At 61.4% G+C, this 20,127-nt stretch carries 23 protein-coding genes; 14 read left to right on the forward strand and 9 right to left on the reverse strand.

Annotation, left to right across the window (positions count from 1 at the left end; all coding sequences use genetic code 11):
• The 8 genes from PMI03_RS25845 to PMI03_RS25880 form a co-directional block, all read left to right on the forward strand.
• On the forward strand, positions 1-427 hold a 427-nt coding region (locus tag PMI03_RS25845), incomplete at its 5' end, for a TOBE domain-containing protein (RefSeq protein WP_007700655.1).
• Between the two features lie 16 nt (positions 428-443).
• Entirely contained in the window at positions 444-1,556 is a 1,113-nt protein-coding gene (locus tag PMI03_RS25850; protein ID WP_007700659.1) for a mandelate racemase/muconate lactonizing enzyme family protein, read from the forward strand.
• 14 nt (positions 1,557-1,570) lie between these two features.
• Positions 1,571-1,900, forward strand: a complete 330-nt coding sequence (locus PMI03_RS25855) for an L-rhamnose mutarotase (RefSeq protein WP_007700661.1) — start codon at positions 1,571-1,573, stop codon at positions 1,898-1,900.
• A 327-nt stretch (positions 1,901-2,227) separates the two neighbouring features.
• A complete protein-coding gene (locus tag PMI03_RS25860; RefSeq protein ID WP_007700664.1) occupies positions 2,228-3,301 on the forward strand; it encodes a Gfo/Idh/MocA family protein in 1,074 nt (357 codons plus the stop codon).
• A 3-nt stretch (positions 3,302-3,304) separates the two neighbouring features.
• The gene (locus PMI03_RS25865; RefSeq protein WP_007700666.1) at positions 3,305-3,757 is read left to right on the forward strand and encodes a MaoC/PaaZ C-terminal domain-containing protein; all 453 of its coding nucleotides are present in this window, start codon (positions 3,305-3,307) and stop codon (positions 3,755-3,757) included.
• Complete coding sequence (locus PMI03_RS25870; protein ID WP_309574486.1) at positions 3,754-4,887, forward strand: extracellular solute-binding protein; 1,134 nt, start codon at positions 3,754-3,756, stop codon at positions 4,885-4,887. The genes PMI03_RS25865 and PMI03_RS25870 overlap by 4 nt, the downstream gene beginning before the upstream one ends.
• A gap of 101 nt (positions 4,888-4,988) precedes the next feature.
• The gene (locus PMI03_RS25875) at positions 4,989-5,720 is read left to right on the forward strand and encodes an SDR family oxidoreductase (RefSeq protein ID WP_007700671.1); all 732 of its coding nucleotides are present in this window, start codon (positions 4,989-4,991) and stop codon (positions 5,718-5,720) included.
• A 109-nt stretch (positions 5,721-5,829) separates the two neighbouring features.
• Positions 5,830-6,504 (forward strand): DUF1345 domain-containing protein, encoded by a 675-nt coding sequence (locus tag PMI03_RS25880; protein WP_007700674.1) that lies wholly within the window; start codon positions 5,830-5,832, stop codon positions 6,502-6,504.
• Between the two features lie 27 nt (positions 6,505-6,531).
• Here the strand turns inward: PMI03_RS25880 and PMI03_RS31220 are convergent, their stop codons facing one another.
• A complete protein-coding gene (locus PMI03_RS31220; RefSeq protein WP_007700677.1) occupies positions 6,532-6,705 on the reverse strand; it encodes a DUF1328 domain-containing protein in 174 nt (57 codons plus the stop codon).
• A 186-nt stretch (positions 6,706-6,891) separates the two neighbouring features.
• Between PMI03_RS31220 and PMI03_RS25890 the strand changes: the two genes are divergently transcribed.
• Together PMI03_RS25890 and PMI03_RS25895 are read left to right on the forward strand one after the other, a co-directional pair.
• A complete protein-coding gene (locus PMI03_RS25890; protein WP_007700679.1) occupies positions 6,892-7,140 on the forward strand; it encodes a type II toxin-antitoxin system prevent-host-death family antitoxin in 249 nt (82 codons plus the stop codon).
• On the forward strand, positions 7,133-7,546 hold the full coding sequence (locus PMI03_RS25895) for a hypothetical protein (RefSeq protein ID WP_007700681.1): 414 nt from the start codon (positions 7,133-7,135) through the stop codon (positions 7,544-7,546). The genes PMI03_RS25890 and PMI03_RS25895 overlap by 8 nt, the downstream gene beginning before the upstream one ends.
• 161 nt (positions 7,547-7,707) lie before the next feature.
• On the opposite strand, the gene PMI03_RS25900 is transcribed toward PMI03_RS25895, so the two are convergent.
• From PMI03_RS25900 to PMI03_RS25925, 6 genes are all read right to left on the reverse strand, one after another.
• Positions 7,708-9,135, reverse strand: a complete 1,428-nt coding sequence (locus PMI03_RS25900) for a gamma-aminobutyraldehyde dehydrogenase (RefSeq protein ID WP_007700684.1) — start codon at positions 9,133-9,135, stop codon at positions 7,708-7,710.
• 12 nt (positions 9,136-9,147) lie between these two features.
• Positions 9,148-9,963 (reverse strand): ABC transporter permease, encoded by an 816-nt coding sequence (locus PMI03_RS25905; protein ID WP_007700687.1) that lies wholly within the window; start codon positions 9,961-9,963, stop codon positions 9,148-9,150.
• Entirely contained in the window at positions 9,953-10,924 is a 972-nt protein-coding gene (locus tag PMI03_RS25910; protein ID WP_007700690.1) for an ABC transporter permease, read from the reverse strand. Before PMI03_RS25910 ends, PMI03_RS25905 begins: the two co-directional genes overlap by 11 nt.
• A complete protein-coding gene (locus PMI03_RS25915; protein ID WP_007700693.1) occupies positions 10,921-11,907 on the reverse strand; it encodes an ABC transporter ATP-binding protein in 987 nt (328 codons plus the stop codon). The genes PMI03_RS25910 and PMI03_RS25915 overlap by 4 nt, the downstream gene beginning before the upstream one ends.
• Positions 11,908-12,078: 171 nt before the next feature.
• Positions 12,079-13,239 carry an ABC transporter substrate-binding protein gene (locus PMI03_RS25920; protein ID WP_007700696.1) on the reverse strand — a complete coding sequence of 387 codons (1,161 nt, stop codon included), beginning with the start codon at positions 13,237-13,239 and terminating at the stop codon, positions 12,079-12,081.
• 202 nt (positions 13,240-13,441) lie between these two features.
• Positions 13,442-14,350: a LysR substrate-binding domain-containing protein gene (locus PMI03_RS25925; protein WP_007700700.1), complete on the reverse strand. Its 909-nt coding sequence runs from the start codon at positions 14,348-14,350 to the stop codon at positions 13,442-13,444.
• A 194-nt stretch (positions 14,351-14,544) separates the two neighbouring features.
• Between PMI03_RS25925 and PMI03_RS25930 the strand changes: the two genes are divergently transcribed.
• Positions 14,545-15,378 carry a hypothetical protein gene (locus PMI03_RS25930; RefSeq protein ID WP_007700704.1) on the forward strand — a complete coding sequence of 278 codons (834 nt, stop codon included), beginning with the start codon at positions 14,545-14,547 and terminating at the stop codon, positions 15,376-15,378.
• Between the two features lie 42 nt (positions 15,379-15,420).
• On the opposite strand, the gene PMI03_RS25935 is transcribed toward PMI03_RS25930, so the two are convergent.
• Together PMI03_RS25935 and PMI03_RS25940 are read right to left on the reverse strand one after the other, a co-directional pair.
• Positions 15,421-15,699 (reverse strand): hypothetical protein, encoded by a 279-nt coding sequence (locus PMI03_RS25935; RefSeq protein ID WP_007700707.1) that lies wholly within the window; start codon positions 15,697-15,699, stop codon positions 15,421-15,423.
• Between the two features lie 98 nt (positions 15,700-15,797).
• Positions 15,798-16,802, reverse strand: a complete 1,005-nt coding sequence (locus PMI03_RS25940; RefSeq protein WP_007700710.1) for a LacI family DNA-binding transcriptional regulator — start codon at positions 16,800-16,802, stop codon at positions 15,798-15,800.
• Positions 16,803-17,008: 206 nt separating this feature from the next.
• Between PMI03_RS25940 and PMI03_RS25945 the strand changes: the two genes are divergently transcribed.
• The 3 genes from PMI03_RS25945 to PMI03_RS25955 are packed head-to-tail and all read left to right on the forward strand — an operon-like array spanning position 17,009 to position 20,076.
• Positions 17,009-17,923, forward strand: a complete 915-nt coding sequence (locus tag PMI03_RS25945) for a sugar phosphate isomerase/epimerase (protein ID WP_007700713.1) — start codon at positions 17,009-17,011, stop codon at positions 17,921-17,923.
• Between the two features lie 48 nt (positions 17,924-17,971).
• Positions 17,972-18,895, forward strand: coding sequence for a TIM barrel protein (locus tag PMI03_RS25950; protein WP_007700717.1), 924 nt, complete (start codon positions 17,972-17,974; stop codon positions 18,893-18,895).
• A 17-nt stretch (positions 18,896-18,912) separates the two neighbouring features.
• Entirely contained in the window at positions 18,913-20,076 is a 1,164-nt protein-coding gene (locus PMI03_RS25955) for a Gfo/Idh/MocA family protein (protein ID WP_007700720.1), read from the forward strand.
• Positions 20,077-20,127: the final 51 nt, after the last annotated feature.

Genomic DNA, 20,127 nt, shown 5'->3' on the forward strand with positions numbered 1-20,127 from the left:
CCCCGCTACCCGCTTCGTCGCCGGCTTCATCGGCTCGCCGCCGATGAATATCGAGGAGGCGCTGGTGTCTGCCGGCGCGCTGGTGTTCAAGAATGGCGACAGGCTGCCGCTGCCGGCCCAATTCACGGATCGGGTCAAGGATGGCGAGAAGGTCGCCTTCGGCCTGCGCCCGGACGATATTTTCCCCACCGGCCATGGTCTGCATTCGGGCGCGGAAGCGGCGGTGCATGAGGTGACGCTGCCGGTCGCCATCACCGAGCCGCTCGGCAACGAAACCCTTGTTTTCGTCGAGTTCGGCGGCCGCGAATGGGTGTCACGCATGCTCAATCCGCGTGGCTTGAAGAGCGGCGAGCAGCTGAAGATGAGCTTCGACCTCAGTCAAGCCCATCTCTTCTCCATCGAAACCGGCAAGAGCCTGGCGATCTGAGCGAGGGAGGCGAGACATGGCCCGCATCGAGAAAATTGAACTACGCATGGTCGACCTGCCGCCGAAGGTAAAGCGGACGGATGCGATCCAGAGCTTCGCCAGCCAGGAAACGCCGATCGTCACCATCACCGACAGCGATGGCACAGTCGGCACCGGTTACAGCTATACGATCGGCACCGGCGGATCGTCGGTGATGCGGCTGTTGGCCGATCATCTGGCGCCGCTCTTGATCGGCGAGGATGCCGATTGCATCGAGGCGATCTGGCATAAAATGGAGTTCGCCACGCACGCAACGACCATCGGCGCGATCACGGCGCTGGCGCTTGCCGCTGTCGATACCGCGCTCTGGGACCTGCGCGCCAAAAAGCAGAGCCTGCCGCTGTGGAAGCTCGCCGGCGGCGCCAGAGATCGCTGCCCGCTCTACACGACAGAGGGCGGCTGGCTGCACATCGACAGGCAAACCCTGGTCGAGGACGCCCTGCAGGCGAAGGCCAAGGGCTTCTCCGGCTCGAAAGTGAAGATCGGCAAGCCGCATGGCTCGGAGGATTATGATCGCCTGTCGGCGATGCGTCTGGCTCTGGGGTCCGGCTTCGAAATCATGACCGACTGCAATCAGGGCTTTACCGTCGACGAGGCAATCCGCCGGGCCGCGCGGCTGAAGGAGCTCGATCTCGCCTGGATCGAGGAACCGCTGCCGGCCGACGATCTCGATGGTCATATCCGCCTGACCCGCTCGACGCCGACGCCGATTGCGGTTGGGGAATCCATCTATTCGATCCGGCACTTCCGCGAATATATGCAGAAAGGCGCCTGCTCGATCGTGCAAGTCGACGTCGCCCGCATCGGCGGTATCACACCCTGGCTGAAGGTGGCGCATGCGGCGGAAGCCTTCGACATTCCGGTCTGCCCGCATTTCCTGATGGAGCTGCATGTCAGCTTGGTCTGCGCCGTGCCGAACGGGAAATATGTCGAATATATCCCGCAGCTTGACGACCTCACCACCAAGGGCATGGACATAGTCGACGGCAAGGCGCTTGCGCCCTCCGAGCCCGGCATCGGCATCGCCTGGGATTGGGAGGCGGTGAAGGCGCGTTCGATCGGTGAGTTCACCAGAGAGATTCACGGCTGAGGGAGAACACGGTCATGCAGCGGATGGGGATGGTGATCGGCCTGGAGCCGGCAAAGGTCGAGGAATACAAGCGCCTGCATGCGGCCGTCTGGCCCGAGGTTCTTGCGCTGATCTCCGAATGCAACATCACCAACTATTCGATCTTCCTGAAAGAGCCGGAAAACCTGCTCTTCGGCTATTGGGAATATGTCGGCACGGATTTCGAGGCCGATATGGCCAAGATGGCGGCAAGCCCGAAGAATCAGGAATGGTGGTCGGTCTGTATCCCCTGCCAGAAGCCGTTCGAGACCCGCAAGCAAGGCGAGTGGTGGGCGATGATGGAGGAGGTGTTTCATCATGGATAATTTCCAACGAGAGTCCCCCATTTCGCGGGTGGGGAGATTGCGGAAAGGATACCCCCCTCTGTCAGCTTTGCTGACATCTCCCCCACGAGGGGGGAGATTGGTAACTCGCGGCTATCTCTTGCAATCAGCCGGCATCGAATCTGCTGACAACGCAGCCATTCGTTTCCTGGGGTGGTGCAAAACGCACCGAACGATCTCCCCCCTTGTGGGGGAGATGTCACGAAGTGACAGAGGGGGGTACATAGTTTCCGCGAACTCCCAGGCCAATATTTTCGCCTCGCCTTACCAAGCCGAAGATCGAATGCCTGCGACTTTTGAGGATGCACAATGACCTTCGATCCCCAATCCCTCCGCCAATGGTGGCCCAAGCCCAGTACCCCACGTCCCATCGTGATCTTCGGTGCTGGCAGCATCGTTGGCGACGCCCATTTGCCGGCTTACAAAAAGAGCGGCTTTCCGGTTGTGGGGCTTTACGATCCAAATGCGGAAAAGGCGCAGGCCCTGGCGGATCAATGGGGCATCCGCGCTTTCACGACCGAGGCCGAGGCGCTGGCTGTCGAAGGGGCGATCTTCGACCTGGCGACGCCGCCCGCCGCCCATGCCGCCATTCTTGCCAAGCTGCCGCGCGGCTCTTTTACCCTGATCCAGAAGCCGATGGGTAGCGATCTTGCCGGGGCGACGGAGATACTGAAGGTCTGCCGCGAACGCGATATCAAGGCGGCGGTGAATTTTCAGCTTCGCTTCGCACCGATGATGCTGGCGCTCCATGATGCGGTCGAGAAAGGCTATCTCGGCGAGGTCGTCGACTTCGATGCCTGGCTGGCGCTGGCGACACCCTGGGGGCTCTGGGCGTTTCTGAAAGGCCTACCGCGCATCGAGATTGCCATGCACTCGATCCACTATCTCGATTTCATTCGCGGCCTGCTCGGCAATCCCTTGGGCGTGCATGCCAAGACCATCGGCCATCCGAACCACGAGATGGCGCAGACGCGCACCGCCGCGATCCTTGATTATGGTGACAAGGTGCGCTGCGTGCTCTCGGTCAATCACGACCATGATTTCGGCCGCAAGTTCCAGGCGTGCGAGTTCCGCATCTCGGGCACCAAGGGTGCGGCCTATATCAAGCTCGGCGTCAATCTCGACTATCCGCGCGGCGAGCCCGACGAGCTGTGGATTAAGCCTGATGGCGGGAGCGATTGGGCCGAGGTGAAGCTCGAAGGCGCCTGGTTCCCGGATGCTTTCGTCAACCGCATGGCCAACCTGCAGCGTTTCGCCTCTGGCGAGGACAAAGAGCTGATCGGCTCCGTCGAGGATGCCTGGCAGACCATGGCGCTGGTCGAAGCCGCCTATCAATCGAGTGCCGCTCCGGCGACGCCGATTGCCGAACTTCCGAAGGTGTGAGCGATGGCTGAGCAAACGATCCATTTCGAAGACTACGAACTCGGTTATGTCAGGTTAACCACCGGGCGGACGATCACCGAGACGGATTTTGTCGTCCATGCCGGCCATACCGGCGATTTCTTTCCGCATCACATGGATGCGGAGTTCGCCAAGACACTGCCGGGCGGTCAGCGTATCGCGCATGGCACGATGATCTTCTCGATCGGCGTTGGGCTGACGGCCTCGCTGATCAACCCTGTCGCCTTCTCTTATGGCTACGACCGGCTGCGCTTTATCCGGCCGGTGCACATCGGCGACACGATCCGCACACGGGTGACGATATCGGCGAAAGAGGACGATCCGAAGCGCCCGGCATCCGGCCGGGTGGTCGAGCGTTGCGAGGTGCTCAATCAGCGCGACGAGGTTGTGCTCGCCGCCGACCATATCCTGATCGTCGAGCGCAAGGCAGCAGGCTGATGGTGAAGCTCAAGGGAATGACCTGGTCGCATCCGCGCGGCTACGATCCGATGGTGGCCTGCTCGAAGCTCTGGCTGGAAAAGACTGGTGTGGAGATCGCCTGGGAAAAGCGTTCGCTGCAGGATTTCGAGACCTTTCCGGTCGAAGAGCTTGCCGCCGCCTATGACCTGATCGTCATCGATCATCCGCATGTCGGCCAGATCACTCGCGAAAACTGCCTGCTGCCGCTCGATGACGTGGAGCATGCCGGCGAACTTGCCGCAATCGCCGCCGGTACGGTCGGTCGCTCCTATCCGAGCTATCATTGGCAGGGCCGGCAATGGGCCTTCCCGATCGATGCGGCAACGCAAGTTCAGGCTTACCGACCCGATCGGTTGAGTGGGCCGATCACCGATCTCGCCGAGATCGTGCGGCTTGCAGCGAAGGGCAAGGCGATCCTGCCGATGCGCTCGCCGCATGTGCTGATGACTTTCTTCACCCTCGCGGCGCATCTCGGCACGCCTTGCAATATCGAAGGGCCGGAATTTATCGCCAGGGCGGATGGCGAAGTCGTGCTCGACTGGATGGCGCGGGTCCTCAGTGGCATGGATATCAGCTGCTATGAGATGGACCCCATCGCCGTGTTCGACCTGATGGGCGAGCCGGATAGCCCCTATGATGTCTCCCCCTTCATATACGGCTATGTCAGCTATTCCTTCGCCGGATTCCGACCGGCGCGTATCGCCTTTGCCGATATGCCGGTGATCGACGGCCGCGTTCCCAATGGATCTGCGCTCGGCGGTACGGGCATTGCCGTTTCGGCTGCGACGCGGGCGCCGGAAGAGGCAAAAGCCTTTGCGCGCTGGATCGCCGGCGGGCGGGTGCAGGCGACAACCTATGCCGCGAGCAACGGCCAGCCGGGCCATTCGCATGCCTGGGTCAGCGATGCCGTCAACGTGCCGGCGCTCGATTTCTATCGCAACACGCGGGCCACGCTGGAGGGCGCCTATGTCCGGCCACGTCATGACGGCTATATGGCGTTTCAAAGCGAGGCTTCGGACATTATTACCCATGGACTGTGCACCGCCGAGCGGCATACAGTCCTTATCGACAAACTCAACCGGCGCTTTGCGCAATCGTTTGAAGGCTAGTGTGGAACGGCTCTAGCTGTCTGTTTTTGCTTGTTCTTATCCGGAGATGGCCTTGGGCTTCTCCGGATCGGAATCAAGCCATGGAGGAAAGGATCAGGATTATGGGTCACGGATTGGAAGGCAAGAAGGTCGTCATCACGGCGGCGGGTCAAGGCATCGGCCGGGCGACGGCGGAACGCTTCATCTCGCTCGGCGCGCATGTCTACGCCACCGATATTAACGAGCAGACGCTCTCGACGCTGGAAGGCGCCAGCACGCATGTTTTGGACGTGCTCGACGGCGCGGCGGTCAAGGCTTACGCCAGCGAGATCGGCCCGATCGACGTGCTTTTCAATTGCGCCGGCTTCGTGCATGCCGGCACCATCCTCGACTGCGAAGAGAAGGACTGGGATTTCTCCTTCAACCTCAATGCCAAGGCGATGTACACGACCTGCCGTACCTTCCTGCCGGGCATGCTGGAAAAGGGCAAGGGCTCAATCGTCAACATGGCGTCTGTCGCCTCCAGCGTGAAGGGTGTGCCGAACCGCTTTGCCTATTGCGCCTCCAAGGCCGCCGTCATTGGGCTTACCAAGTCGATCGCCGCCGATTTCGTCTCCAAGGGCATCCGCGCCAATGCTATTTGCCCTGGCACGGTCGACAGCCCTTCGCTGCATGATCGCCTGCGCGCCACCGGCGACTACGAAAAGGCAATGGCCGATTTCATTGCTCGCCAGCCGATGGGCCGCATCGCCAAGGCCACGGAAATCGCGGCGCTGGTAACCTATCTCGCCGGCGACGAGGCGGGCTTCACCACCGGCCAGATCCACGTCATCGACGGCGGCTGGACAGCCTGAGCGCCATCTTCCTTCGGATCGGAGGCTCCGCATTGCGGGGTCTCCTTTTATTTGCCACTCTCATCGGCGAATCGATGTCTGAGAGACGAGTTGCAATCGGGAGAACGCCATGGGCGTGGACGGACAGCTGCATCGTTCCAGAGGCCTCGTGCTGCTGCGCAAGCACCAGGTGATCCTCGTCGCCATTGCGATCGGCGTGGCGGTTTTCCTGCTTTTGACCTCGCGCACAGTGAACGCGGGCAATATGCTCATCGCGTGGAATGCGACCGCCATCATCTATATCGTGTTCAGCCTCTATCGCATGCTGACGGCCGACGCGCGCCTTATCCGCAAGCGTTCCGCCGATCTTGATTTTTCGGATGCGTTGCTGCTGTTCCTGTCGATCGCCGCGGCGGTTGCCAGCATTGGAGGCATCGCCCTGGATTTGCTCGGCATCAAGGATGCACCACCCGACGTCGCGTTTTTCCGCGTGGCGATGGCGATCGTGACGATCCTGATCTCCTGGGCATTTCTGCACATTCTTTTCACCATCCACTACGCACACCGCTTTTATGGCGGGCCGGGCAAGGGGGAGGGACTGGTGTTCGCCGCGCCGGTGGAGGAGCCGATCTACTGGGACTTTCTCTATTTCTCCTTCACCATCGGTGTCGCTTCTCAGACCGCCGATATCGGCGTTTCCTCGGTCAGCATGCGCAAGCTGGTGCTGCTGCATTCCATCCTGTCGTTCCTGTTCAACACGACGATCCTGGCGCTGGCGATCAATGTCGGGGCGAGCTTGGTATAGCTCGCCCCTTCAAGGCATTGCCGATTGTCACAGTACGGCGTTGCCAGCCATGACGGCCAGGATCAGGAACACCAGGAAGACGATCAGGAAGATCGCGAAGAGCACACGGGCAATCGTCGCCGTTGCGGCGGAAACGCCCGAAAAGCCGAAAAAGCCGGCGATCAGGGAAATCACGAAAAATATAATGGCCCATTTCAGCATGCGGAAATCTCCTCTGCGTTGCGTTCAGTAGAGACGCTTGAAAGGGGAAATTGTTCCGATGCAGCTAGATAACTCGGGTTGTCAATCGGCAACCCATCTGACGGAATTGGGCCGGTTTCCCATAGATATTGTCTATATGATCTAAATGGTCTATTTTGTCTAAAATAGACCATTGGAGGTTGCCTGATGAAGTCTTATGCATCCACGGATCTGAAGCAGAGTTTGGGCGATGTGCTTGCCGCCGCCAGCCAGGAGCCTGTTTCAATTACCAAGCATCGCAAGACGCGGTACGTGCTGATGAGCATTGAAGCCTATGAGGCGCGCTTCGCCAATGATCCGCGTCGCAGCTATGCCGTCGAGGAAATGCCTGCTGAGCATCTGGCTCTGCTCGAAAGTGTCTTGAGCGGCGAGGCCGAGGATATGGAGCGTGACTAGGCCCGAGGCGGGGGATATTTGGCGCTATGATTATCTCTGGCGCTGGCAACATGAGGCCCGCGAGACTGAAGGACGCAAGCCCCGCCCAGTCTCATTGGTCGCCGTCGTCACAGATAAGGACGGCAAGACCAATCTTTTCATCCTGCCGATTACCTCCAGCCAGCCCGCGGCCGATCGATTGGCACTGGAAGTCCCGCAGATCGAGCGACGCCGGGCCGGTCTCGACGATATGCCGTTATGGGTCATACTTGACGAGTACAATCATGACCTGATGGAGGGATCGTTTTACTTCGATCCGAACGGTCGCCTCGGCAGCTTCAGCGCGGCCTTCCAGAAAAAAGCGCTTCGCGCCTTTACCCAGGCGGCAAGGGATCGCCGCACAAGGGCCGTGCCTCGTAAAGATTAACCCCTACGCGACGTGAGTGAAGGTATGCGGAACTGGTGAGGCTCAGACCTGGATGCGCGCTCCCGATCTGCGGCACCAGCCGGCCTTTCGCTTAGGCTCAGGGCGTTCGTTGCTGCAATCGACCCAGTGGGTCGATTGCTTCGGCTGCGCCGAACCGCTCCTCACCCGTGATTGATCATCACATGCCGCACGGCCGTGTAGTCCTCCAGCGCGTAGACCGACATGTCCTTGCCATAGCCGGATTGCTTCAGCCCGCCATGCGGCATTTCGTTGACCAGCATGAAGTGGGTGTTGATCCAGGTACAGCCATATTGCAGGCGGGCGGCGGTCTGCATGCCGCGGCTGATGTCCTTGGTCCAGACGGAGGAGGCGAGGCCGTAGTCGCTGTCATTGGCCCAGGTGACGGCGTCGTCGGGATTGGTGAAGCGGGTGACGGAGACGACGGGGCCGAAGACTTCGCGGCGGACGATTTCGTCATCCTGCGTCGCGCCGGCGACGATGGTCGGAGCGTAGAAGAAGCCGCGTTCGCCGGACGTCTTGCCGCCGGTGGTGATTTCCATGTGCTTGTGTTCGGCGGCGCGGGTGACGAAGCTTTCGACGCGGTCGCGCTGGCGTTTGGAGATCAACGGGCCGATTTCGTTCTCGGTGTCGTCGGCGAGGTTGAACTTGATGCTGGAGACGGCGGAGGTGAGGTCGGCGACGAAATTGTCGTAGACCTTGGCGTCGGCATAGATGCGGCAGGCGGCGGTGCAGTCCTGGCCGGCATTGTAATAGCCGAAGGTCCGGATGCCGGCGACGACGGCGTCGATATCGGCATCGTCGAAGACGATGACGGGCGCCTTGCCGCCAAGTTCGAGATGCGTGCGCTTCACTGTCTTGGCAGCGGCCTGCAATACCTTCTTACCCGTCGCGACATCGCCGGTGATGGAGACCATGCCGATCTTCGGATGATTGATCAGCGCGTTACCGACGCTTTCGCCACGGCCGAGGATGACGTTGACGACGCCTTCGGGCAGGATGTCTGCCAGCAGCTTTGCCATCTTCAGCGCCGTCAGTGGCGTTTGCTCGGAAGGCTTGAAAACGACGGTGTTGCCGCCGGCAATCGCCGGGGCCAGCTTCCAGGCCATCATCATCAGCGGATAGTTCCAGGGTGCGATCGAGCCGACGATGCCGATCGGGTCGCGGCGGATCATCGAGGTGTGGCCGGGCAGATATTCGCCGGCGACCGGGCCATGCAGGTTGCGTACCGCACCGGCAAAGAAGCGGTAGCAATCGACGATGGCCGGGATTTCGTCGTTGAGCACGGCATTGATCGGCTTGCCGCAGTTCAGTGCTTCTAGCGCCGCAAAGCCCTCAGCCTCCCTCTCGATGGCGTCGGCGATCTTCAGGAGATAGGCGGAGCGTTGGCCGGGCGTCGTCTGTGACCAGCTCGTGAAGGCCTTTTCGGCGGCGTCGACGGCGGCATCGATCTGGCCGAGTGATGCCTCAGGCAAGTCGAGCACGGTCTCGCCGGTCTTCGGGTTGAGGATATGCTCTTCCGTCTCCGTGCCGGCCTCGAAGCGGGAGCCGATCAGCATCTGGGTATCCATAATAATCTCCCTTTATTTGCCGCCGCCGGCGATCTGGTCGCCGTCGCGGGTAAGATAATAGGCTGCCAGGATTGGCAGGAAGGTGACGAGCACCACGACCATGGCGACGACATTGGTGACGGGGCGCTGGCGCGGGCGAATGAGCTCCTGCAGCATCCAGATCGGCAGCGTCATTTGCTGGCCGCCGGTGAAGGTGGTGACGATGACCTCGTCGAAGGACAAGGCGAAGGCGAGCATTCCGCCGGCCAGCAGCGCCGTGCCGATATTCGGCAGGATGACATGGCGGAAGGTCTGGAAGCCATCGGCGCCAAGGTCCATCGAGGCCTCGATCAGCGAACCGGAGGTGCGGCGGAAGCGGGCGACGGCGTTGTTATAGACCACGACGACGCAGAAGGTGGCGTGGCCAAGAACGATGGTCCAGACCGAGAAGGGAATGTCGAACAGGCTGAAGGCCGAGCGCAGCGCGATGCCGGTGATGATGCCGGGCAGCGCAATCGGCAGGATGACCAGCAGCGAGATCGCCTCACGGCCAAAGAATTTCGTCTGGCTGACGGCGGCAGCGCAAAGCGTGCCGAGCACCAGGGCAATGGCGGTGGCGATGGTGGCAACCTGCACCGACAGTGCCAGCGACGACCAGACATCCGGTCGGTTCCAGGCAATGCCGAACCATTGCAGCGTGAAGCCCGGCGGCGGCCACTGATAGCTCTTTTCCTCCGTCGTGAAGGCATAGACGAAGATCAGCAGGATCGGCAGGTGCAGGAAGAGCAGGCCGCAGCCGGCGGCAGTCTTCAGGGGTAGCGAGGCGCGTTGGCCGCGATCAGAGCGCATCGAAGGCCCCCTGCTTCTTGGCGATCCAGAGATAGATGGCCATGATGACGATCGGTACGACCGAGAAGGCGGCGGCCAGCGGCACATTGCCGGCCGTGCCCTGCTGCGCATAGACGGCCTGGCCGATGAAGAGGCGCGACGAGCCGATGATCTGCGGAATGATGTAATCGCCCAATGTCAGCGAGAAGGTGAAGATCGAGCCGGCGACGATGCCGGGCAGTGCCAGCGGCAGCAGCACGGTGCGGAAGGTCTGGTTCGGCGCTGCACCGAGATCGGAGGAGGCTTCGAGCAGATTGGCCGGCACGCGCTCGAGAGCGGCCTGCGTCGGCAGGATCATGTAGGGCAGCCAGACATAGACGAAGACCAGGAAGGTGCCGATATAGCTCACCGAAAGCGAATTGCCGCCGATGACGGGCAAAGCAAGTAGGCTATCGAGCAGCCAGCCGAGGTAGAGCTTACCGAAAAGCCAGGTCAGGATGCCCTCCTTGGCGAGGATCAGCTTCCAGGCGTAGACCTTGACCAGATAGCTCGACCAGAGCGGCAGCATGACGCCGAGATAGAACAGCGCCTTCCATTTTCCCTGTGCGTAGCGCGCCGCATAATAGGCGATGGGGAAGGCGACGAAGGCGGAGGCGATGGTCACCAGCGCTGCCATGACGACGGTGCGGACAATGATGTCGAAGTTGGCGGAATTCAGAAGCTGCGCGTAGGTCGAGAGCGTGAATTCGTAGTTCACCATTCCTGAGAAGTCGTCGATCGAGAAGAAGCTCTGCAACAGCAGGGCGATCAGCGCGCCGATATAGATAATGCCGAGCCAGAGGAGCGGCGGCGTCAGCATCAGGAAAAGGAAGAGTTTAGGGCGGCGCCAGAAGAGATCCGAAAGGCGGCCGAAGAACCCGCCGCGGCTTGGCAGGATCGAGGTGGGAGCCGGCGCAGCTGTGGTGATGCTCGCCATCGTCATGCGGCGTCGTCCATATAGTGCACGTCGGCAGGTGCCCAGGCGAGGCGGATCGAGGCGCCGGGTTCCGGGATCGGCTGGCCGGCCGGCACGGTGACATGCAGCCGCGTGCCGTATGCTTCGACGGAGAGGCGGGTGGCGGCGCCGAGGAAGCTGGTTGCCTGCACGGTGGCGGCAAGGCCGGCGCTGTCGCCAAGACGAATGGCCTCGGGCCGCAGGCTTGCCCAGCGGCGTTCTCCGCCGAGCGATGACATGGTCTCGGGCGCAAGCACATTGGAGGAGCCGACGAAATCGGCGACGAAGCGGGTCTTCGGCCGCTGATAGATGTCGTGCGGTGTGCCTTCCTGCACGATCTTGCCATTGTTGAAGACGGCAACACGATCAGCCATGGACAGCGCCTCGCCTTGGTCATGGGTAACGAAGACGAAGGTGATGCCGAGCGCCCGTTGCAGGCTCTTCAGCTCCTCCTGCATCTGCTCGCGCAGTTTCAGGTCCAGCGCGCCGAGCGGTTCGTCGAGCAGGAGGACCTTCGGCTTGTTGACGAGCGCGCGGGCGAGCGCCACGCGCTGGCGCTGGCCGCCGGAGAGCTGGCCGGGGCGGCGGGCGCCATAGCCCGGCAGTTTCACCATTTCCAGTGCCTGTTCGGCAGCCTTCCACCGCTCGGCCTTGCCGATACCCTTGACCATCAGCCCGTAGGCGACGTTGTCGAGGATGTTGAGGTGCGGAAACAGGGCGTAGTCCTGAAACACGGTGTTGACGTTGCGCCGATAGGGCGGCACGCCCTCGGCGGTCTCGCCGAAAATCTCGATATGGCCGCCGGTCGGCTGCTCGAAGCCGGCGATCAGTCTCAGGCAGGTGGTCTTGCCGGAGCCGGAGGGGCCGAGCATGGCGAAGAATTCGCCGGGCGCGATCTCCAGATCGACGCGGTCGACGGCGCGGACCTGGCCGAAATGGCGCGATACCTGCTGGAAACGAACGGCGGTCATGGGATGCTCCAAGGATATGCAGAGATGACGGGCATATATTTCCACCTTGCCCTCTTCCTTCAGAGGAGGGCTTGGCGAGGCGACGAGGGGCTTGGTATGCCGCTCCCCTCATCGTCCCGGCGGGATCGCCACCCCTTGCGGTGGAGAGGCGATCGCCGTGATCGGCGTGAGCTATCTGCCCCCAATCACGCCGATATAGTCGGAAACCCAGCGATGATAGGGAACGCACTCGCTCTCGCTCGTGCACTTGGCGACTGGGGTTTTCCAGAACTTGATCTTGTCGAAGTGGTCATAGCCGTTGGTGGCGCAACCGCTGTCGGTCAAGAGCTCGTTGCCTTTGCAGGCGGCGGGAACCGAGGGTACCGCGCCGAACCAGGCGGCGGCGTCGCCCTGGACCTTGGCCTGCAACGAGTGTTCCATCCACATATAGGCGCAGTTCGGGTGCTCGCTGTCGACATGCAGCATGGTCGTATCGGCCCAACCGGTCGCGCCTTCGTCGGGGAAGGTCGAGGCGATCTTCTGCTTGTCGGCCTGCAGCAGGTTGACCTGGAACGGCCAGGAGCCGGAGGCGACGACGCCTTCGTTCTTGAAATCGTCCGTCTGGATCATCGCGTCATGCCAGTATCGGCTGACCAGTTTGCGCTGACCGCGCAGCAGGTCGAGGGCTGCCTTATACTGGTCTTCGTTGAGTTCGTAAGGATCCTTGATACCGAGCTCCGGCTTGTGGGCCATGAGATAAAGAGCGGCGTCGGCGATATAGATCGGACCGTCATAGGCCTGGACGCGGCCCTTGTTCGACTTACCGTCCGGCAGGGTCATTTCCTCGAAGACGACGTTCCAGCTCTTCGGCGCCTGATCCTTGAAGGCATCGGTATTGTACATCAGCACGTTCGGCCCCCAGAGATAGGGTACGCCGTAGTGGACGCCGTTCACCGTGTTCCAGGGAGCATTCTTCAACCGGTCGTCGAGGTTTTTCCAACTCGGGATCAGGTCGATGTTGATCGGCTGGACGCGCTTGCCGGCAACGAGACGCAGCGACGCGTCACCCGAGGCTGTAACGAGGTCGAAGCCGCCTTCGTTCATCAGCGCCACCATTTCATCCGATGTCGCGGCGGTCTTGACGCTGACCTTGCAGCCGGTCTCTTTCTCGAAGCCGGTCACCCAGTCGTAATTCTTGTCGCTCTCGCCGCGCTCGATATAGCCGGCCCAGGCAACGATGCTGACGGCGCCTTCGCCCTTGCCGAGCGTCTTCAGCGGTTCGGCGGCGATGACCTGCGTGGCGAAGCTTAGGCATGCGAGTGCAGCAGTGCATGATTTCAGCAAATGCTTCATCGGAGTCTCCCGGTTTTTGAGCCAGTTGCTACTGAAGCCAGTGTCTGGCGTTTTGTTCCCGGAGAAAAAGGTGACGCGATTTTGCCGTATTCGCAAATTCATTTATCAGAAAGTCGATATCGGAATTTCCGATAGGTTCCCTTATTTGATTGAGCGTGATCTCGTTCGAAAACCGCTTCACACTTTTCGGGATCACGCTCGCCTATCGCTGCCGCCCCGAGCGCATGCTTTCGGCGACACCGACGAAATCGCGGGCGGCTTGGGGCAGGCTGGAGCCCTTTCGCCAAACCATGCCGACCTGGACGACCGGCAGCGAGCCGGAGACGTCGCGGCTTTCGATGCGATCACCTTCCAGCGACCAGGGGCGGTAGACGAGGTCCGGCAGCAGCGCCACGCCGGCGCCGGTGGCGACCAGGCTGCGCACGGCCTCGACGGAGCGGGTGCGGAAGGCCACATGCGGGCGGGCGCCAAGTGCTGTCAGCAGCTTGCCGGTGTTTTCCTCGATCTCGTCGATGGTCAGCATGATCAGCGGTTCGCGGGTGATGTCGGCGACGCTGATGATATCGGCGGAAACGAGGGGATGACCCATGGGCAGCCAGAGGCGGTAGGGGGATGTCTCGATGATTTCGGCCTGCAATGCCATGCGGTCGCGCAGGTTGGAAATGACCATGACGGCGACGTCGAGCTCGCCACCGACCAGAAGATGTTCGAGATAGCCGCCATTATCCTCGATGGCGCTGACCTCGACGCCGGGGCAGGCGCGGCGATAGCGTGCGAGCAGGTCGGACAGTACATAGCCGGCGACGAGCGAGGTGACGCCGATGTTCAGGGTGCCGCCGGTCGCATTCTGCTGGCCGGAAAAGCTGGTGCGGGCGTCGGAAACGGTCGCGAGGATCTTCGTTGCGTGGCGCAGGAACTGGTGGCCGTTATGGGTGATGGAGAGGCCACGGGGATGGCGGTCGAACAGCTCGACGCCGAGATCGCTTTCCAGTTCTTTCAGGGCTTCGGTGACGGAGGATTGCGAGATCGACAGGTTTTGCGCGGCGCGGGTGACCGAGCCCTGTTCCGCCACGGCGACGAAATACTGAAGCTGTCTCAAGGTGAACGCCATGTCCCGGTTAGAGCATGGCCGAACCGTAGAAGGCAAGCACCGGCATCGGTCTGAAAAATCTGGACCTTTTTTGGTAAAAGCAGCGAGAGTGACACAAGTTTCATCTCTGTTTTAAGCATTCCGAAACGCCACATCCCTAACGTGAGGATCAATCACCTTGTCGCGTTGGAGTGCTTTATGCTGGAGCAGTTGGCGTGAGCGCCTTACTGCATATGTTCCGGTCCCCCCGGAAGCTTGTCGTCCTCATCGGCGGAGTGGCCTTGTTGATAGGCTCCTCCGGCGCTTTCGCGCTTTATCTGGGCAAGGACAGGCTCCAGGGTTTTGTCTCGGCCTCCCCAAATGGCCTCGAGTGCAGCGACGTTAGCCTCATCACCATCCGCAAGGAAAATCGCTTCTGGGTGCGCAAATATATCCGCACGGATCCGACCGATGGCCTGACGCGTGTGAAAACAGCATTACGTGTCGCCAAGGCTGTTTATGAGGAGCAGAAGCCGGATCTCGTTCAGGTGGTGGTTCTCGACAAGAATGGGCCGACGTTGCGATCTGATATTCGCGGCCGGGCGCTGGGCGCCGATGTCGTCTATGTGCCGCATCCCGACAAGGTCGCGGGTGGCGCCGTCGAAGCGCCGGTCACGGCTCGTTATTACAATGGCGGCGCAAGTGCTCAGGGCCTGTTCTACGGCGAGCAGATCAACATGCTGCCCACCGATATCGACGAGACGCTGGCGGCGTTGAAAAATTACAGCGATTGCGACAATCCGCTGGCAGCCGAGAACGAAAAGGGCGACGCCAAGACGGATAAGCGTAAGGCCGCAATGGCGGCGGAAGAGAAGGCGGCAGCCAAGGAAGCCGCCCATGCTCCGCCTAAACCCCACGAGCCCGCGACGACCGGCAACGTACCGCCCGAGACTGACAAAGGCGATGAATTCATCGGCGTGGATGCCACCGACCCGAAGGCGGCACCGCCGCTGGGTCTCGACCCGACAATGACGGGCGCCAGCAGCCGGCCGTCGCCGGTGACGAACTGAGCCGGCCTAACGTCGCCGCTTCGGGGCCGACGATGAAGATCCTTAGTCCGCCAGATGCTTTTCGCCGATGGCCTGATAGAGGGCGAACAGCGCCTCGTGAACATTGCCGGCGAGACGGTAGAATTCCGGATCGGCGAGGATGGCGGGGTGTTGCAGCAGGTGATCGTCGGTCATGTCGAGCATGAGTGAGGCCGTATGCATTGCCTCGTGGCAGCCGAAGGTCCCCGGTACGAATTGAGACAGATCGACATCACCGATCTCGGCAAGATCGGCCAGCCGCTGCTGTTCGTTATCGGTGTCTGCGGTCGTGTTGTCGGTCATGGATTGGCACCTTTGATTTGGGGCGGCGAAGACGTCACCGCAGTTGGCGGGACTTATACGCCATCTGGAGGCAATGGCCACCCGTAACCGCGATTGGTTCAGAGGTTCTCCGAGGTTACGGTGAGAAAGCGCACGGGCTCGGCGCTGACCTCGACGTCGATCAGGCCCAGTGTCTTCAACGTCAGGTCGATCGATCGGCGCGCCTGGATCTCCGGCGCCTGATCCAGCACGATCGACAGGATGCCCTGGCGCAGGTAGCTGCGTGTCTGCTCGGTGAGTTCATGGCCGACCCAGAAGATCCCTCGTTGCCGGTTTTGCCGGAGAACGGATGCAACCGCGACATTGTCGCCGCCGGCGCTGTAGACGCCGATGATGCTGGGGTCGCGGTCAAGTGCATTGCGCAGCAGCTCCATGGCATTGTGCTCGTCGTCGAGATCGAACATCACCTCGGTGAAGGCGTGGGCGTTCGAGCCCTGCTCGGCAAGATAGGCGGAGAACCCGCGGATGCGCTCCTTGTGGTTCTCGTAGGCGCCGCTATGGCAGAGCGCGACGAAGGCGCCCGCCTGTCCGGCCAGCATGCGTGACATATAGTACGCGGCGGTGCGGCCGGCCGCATAGTTGTCGATCCCGACATAGGGCAGCTCCGGCGCCGGGCAGGTCATGATCTGGACGACGGGAATCCCAAGGTCTCGCGCCTGTCTGACGCTGGTAACCACGTCCGGATGGTCTGGTGCTACGACAATCAGCGCCGATCTGCGCACTTTTGGATTGGCGATATAGTGGGCGAAGTCCGCCGGGTCGTTTTCCCGGGCAAAGGTGCGGTGAACGACGATGCCATGGTCGAGCGAGGCGGCGATGCGCTCGAAGGCCTGGTTCATCCGCGAATAGAAGCTGGTTTCCGGCCGCACCAGGATCACCTCGATCCGGATCAGGCCGCGATGGGCATTCGACAGCGCATGCCGGTAGTTCAGCCTTTTGGCGGCGAGAAACACCTTTTCCACGGTTTCGGGTCGGACGCCGCCACGGCCATTGACGACGCGCTCGACCGTGGCCGTACCGACGCCGGCCTCTTCCGCCACATCCTTCAAGGTGACCTTCGTCATCCCACTCCTCCGACCGTACCAGTTCAGCCCTGCATCCATGCTGCCCTACGCCAATGATCAAATTTGATCAAGGAAGGATTGGAGAGCCGGCATGGCGCGGGCCTATCCTCCGGGCAATTCGGGAGGAAAACCGAATCCCTAAAACGATCCAGACGAAAGATCATCCGCTGGCCCTCTCATGGTTGAGCGGATGACGGAGGAGCCCCATGAAGATCGCACTCGACCCGCATATGCACCGGCACCTGCCGCTCGATCAGCTTTGCCGCAAGGCAGCGGAGCTTGGCTATGACCATATCGAATTGTCGCCGCGCGACGACTTCCTTCCCTGGTGGGTGCGCCCGCGTGCCCACAAGGAACGCATCGCCGAATTCAAGTCGGCGCTGAAGGACCACGGAGTCAAGCTCGCATCGCTCCTGCCGATGTATCGCTGGGCAAGCCCGCACGAAGATGAGCGGCAGGCGGCAGTTAGCTATTGGAAGGAAGCGATCCGGATCGCCGTCGAGATGGATTGCGACACGATGAACTCGGAGTTCGGCCGCGGCCCTTCGCCCGACCGAAGCCACCGCTCCAATTGCTGCGGCGGCATGCATACCCACGAACACAGCGAGGCGGCCTGGTGGCGCTCGATCGAGGAACTCGTTCCGGTCTTCGAAAAGGAAGGCGTGACCCTCAACATGGAGCCGCATCCGGAAGACTGGTGTGAGACGCTGCATCCGGCGATCGACATGCTGAAGACGATTGGTTCCGACAAGGTGAAGTTCCTCTACTGCGCACCGCACACCTTCTATTTCGGCGATGACATGGCGAAGATGATCCGCGATGCGGGTCCGCTGATCAACCATGTGCATGTGGCCGACACCTATAATCACAAGGCGTCCTCGGGCCTTCGCTACATCGTCAATCCGCCGGGCGCGAAGGTGACGATCCACCAGCACATGGACATGTACCAGGGCGAGATCGACTGGGATGTCTTCTTCTCGTCGCTGGCGGCGGTCGGCTTCGACGGTATCGTCACGGCCTGCGTCTTCGGCTGGGAAGAGCGGGCTGACGCTTCCGGAAAGTTCATGCGCTCGGAAATCCAGACATACGTCGACAAATACTGGTCAGCGAAACGCGCCTGATCACCGGCCGCCGTTCGACCTTACCGATATCAGACAGGGAATGACCCCGTGACCATCACGATTACGACTGCTCCATGCTGCTGGGGCGTGGATGACGTTAAAAATCCGAACCTGCCCGCCTGGGAGCGCGTCTTCGACGAAGCTGCCGCTGCCGGCTATGGCGGTCTTGAACTTGGGCCGTATGGCTATGTGCCGCTCGACCATCAGCGGGTCGCCAAGGCACTCTCCGAGCGCAATCTCTTCATCGTCGCCGGAACGATCTTCGACGATCTGGTTTCTCCGGACAATCGCCAGAACCTGCTCCGGCAGACGGACGAGATCTGCGCCGTGATCGCCAGGCTGCCACAGCCGGAGCAGGTTGACGGACAGCGGTTCAAGACGCCCTATCTGACCGTCATGGACTGGGGTCATGACGAGAGGGATTACGCCGCCGGTCATTCCGACCGCGCGCCACGGCTCACCGACAACGACTGGGCCGGCATGGTCGCCAACATCAAGGCCATCGCCGAGCTTGCCCGGGACAAATACGGTGTCCGCGCCGTCATCCATCCCCATGCCGGCGGCTATATCGAGTTCGCCGACGAGATCGAGCGGATCGCGAGCGACCTACCGGCGGAGATGGCAGGTTTCTGCCTCGATACCGGTCATACCTATTATGCCGGCATGGATCCCGTGGAGACGTTGCGCCGCTATGCGGACCGGCTCGACTACGTCCATTTCAAGGATATCGACCAGGCTGTGTTCGAGCGCGTGCTCGGCGAGAAGATCCGCTTCTTCGAGGCTTGCGCCCAGGGCGTCATGTGCCCGATCGGCCGGGGCATCATCGACTATCCCGAGGTGAAGCGGGCACTCGACGAGATCGGCTATCGCGGTTTCATCACTGTCGAGCAGGAGCGCGATCCGTTGAGCGTTGCGGGGAGCCTCGAGGATGTGAAGGAAAGCCGCGATTATCTGCGGTCGGTCGGCTTCTAGGAACAGGGAATAGGGTAATGTCAGGACTGAAGAGAAAGCCGATCCGCTGGGGCATGGTCGGAGGCGGGCGCGGCAGCCAGATCGGCTATATCCATCGTTCGGCGGCACTCAGGGACAGCATATTCGAACTCGTGGCCGGCGCCTTCGATATCGACCCGGAGCGCGGCCGTGCCTTCGGTGTGGAGCTCGGGCTCGACGAAGCGCGCAGCTATCCGGATTATCTGGCCATGTTTGCCGCAGAGGCCAAGCGGCCAGATGGCATCGAGGCTGTCTCGATCGCGACCCCGAACAACACCCATTTCGCCATCTGCAAGGCGGCGCTCGAGTATAATCTGCATGTCGTCTGCGAGAAGCCGCTTTGCTTCACCGTTGCCGAGGCCGAAGAGCTGAAGGCGCTTTCGGAGGTGCGGAACCGCATCGTCGGCGTCACCTATGGTTATGCCGGGCACCAGATGATCGAACAGGCGCGGGCCATGGTGAAGAACGGCGATCTCGGCGAGATCCGTATCGTCAATCTGCAGTTCGCCCATGGTTTCCATAGTGCGGCGGTCGAGGAGCTGAACCCATCCACGCGCTGGCGCGTCGATCCCAAATTCGCCGGTCCGAGCTATGTGCTCGGCGATGTCGGGACACATCCGCTCTATATCTCGGAAGTCATCCTGCCACATCTGAAGATCAAGCGCTTGATGTGCACGCGCCAGAGCTTCGTCAAGAGCCGGGCGCCGCTTGAGGACAATGCCGTGACCCTGATGGAATATGACAACGGCGCGCTCGCGACCGTCTGGTCGAGCGCCGTCAATGCCGGCTCCATGCATGGCCAGAAGGTCCGCATCGTCGGGTCGAAGGCGAGCGTCGAATGGTGGGACGAGCGTCCCAATCAGCTCTCCTACGAGATCCAGGGCGAGCCTGTGCGTGTCCTCGAGCGAGGCATGGACTATCTCTATCCGGAGGCTCGGATCGACGACCGTATCGGCGGCGGTCATCCGGAGGGTCTGTTCGAAGCCTGGGCCAATCTTTACCGCCGCTTCGGTTTTGCCATCGATGGGCAGCGCGGCCTCACGCCGGCCGGAATGGAAGGGCTCGGCTTTCCCGATGTCCATGCCGGCCTTGAGGGCGTGCGATGGGTGGAGAACTGCGTGCGTTCCGCCGATGCGGGCGGTGTCTGGGTGGAATACGCATAGGCGCTATCGAATGAACGACAAAGGCCGCCAGGGTAACCATGGCGGCCTTTG

Origin of the sequence: Rhizobium sp. AP16 (assembly GCF_000281735.1) — a bacterium.
In the GTDB taxonomy this organism is placed as follows: Bacteria; Pseudomonadota; Alphaproteobacteria; order Rhizobiales; family Rhizobiaceae; genus Rhizobium; species Rhizobium rhizogenes.

Coding starts and splice junctions, on each gene's coding strand:
- PMI03_RS25850 (WP_007700659.1), top strand. CDS start 444: ATGGCCCGCATCGAGAAAATTGAACTACGCATGGTCGACCTGCCGCCG.
- PMI03_RS25855 (WP_007700661.1), top strand. CDS start 1,571: ATGCAGCGGATGGGGATGGTGATCGGCCTGGAGCCGGCAAAGGTCGAG.
- PMI03_RS25860 (WP_007700664.1), top strand. CDS start 2,228: ATGACCTTCGATCCCCAATCCCTCCGCCAATGGTGGCCCAAGCCCAGT.
- PMI03_RS25865 (WP_007700666.1), top strand. CDS start 3,305: ATGGCTGAGCAAACGATCCATTTCGAAGACTACGAACTCGGTTATGTC.
- PMI03_RS25875 (WP_007700671.1), top strand. CDS start 4,989: ATGGGTCACGGATTGGAAGGCAAGAAGGTCGTCATCACGGCGGCGGGT.
- PMI03_RS25880 (WP_007700674.1), top strand. CDS start 5,830: ATGGGCGTGGACGGACAGCTGCATCGTTCCAGAGGCCTCGTGCTGCTG.
- PMI03_RS31220 (WP_007700677.1), bottom strand. CDS start 6,705: ATGCTGAAATGGGCCATTATATTTTTCGTGATTTCCCTGATCGCCGGC.
- PMI03_RS25890 (WP_007700679.1), top strand. CDS start 6,892: ATGAAGTCTTATGCATCCACGGATCTGAAGCAGAGTTTGGGCGATGTG.
- PMI03_RS25900 (WP_007700684.1), bottom strand. CDS start 9,135: ATGGATACCCAGATGCTGATCGGCTCCCGCTTCGAGGCCGGCACGGAG.
- PMI03_RS25905 (WP_007700687.1), bottom strand. CDS start 9,963: ATGCGCTCTGATCGCGGCCAACGCGCCTCGCTACCCCTGAAGACTGCC.
- PMI03_RS25910 (WP_007700690.1), bottom strand. CDS start 10,924: ATGACGATGGCGAGCATCACCACAGCTGCGCCGGCTCCCACCTCGATC.
- PMI03_RS25915 (WP_007700693.1), bottom strand. CDS start 11,907: ATGACCGCCGTTCGTTTCCAGCAGGTATCGCGCCATTTCGGCCAGGTC.
- PMI03_RS25920 (WP_007700696.1), bottom strand. CDS start 13,239: ATGAAGCATTTGCTGAAATCATGCACTGCTGCACTCGCATGCCTAAGC.
- PMI03_RS25925 (WP_007700700.1), bottom strand. CDS start 14,350: ATGGCGTTCACCTTGAGACAGCTTCAGTATTTCGTCGCCGTGGCGGAA.
- PMI03_RS25935 (WP_007700707.1), bottom strand. CDS start 15,699: ATGACCGACAACACGACCGCAGACACCGATAACGAACAGCAGCGGCTG.
- PMI03_RS25940 (WP_007700710.1), bottom strand. CDS start 16,802: ATGACGAAGGTCACCTTGAAGGATGTGGCGGAAGAGGCCGGCGTCGGT.
- PMI03_RS25945 (WP_007700713.1), top strand. CDS start 17,009: ATGAAGATCGCACTCGACCCGCATATGCACCGGCACCTGCCGCTCGAT.
- PMI03_RS25955 (WP_007700720.1), top strand. CDS start 18,913: ATGTCAGGACTGAAGAGAAAGCCGATCCGCTGGGGCATGGTCGGAGGC.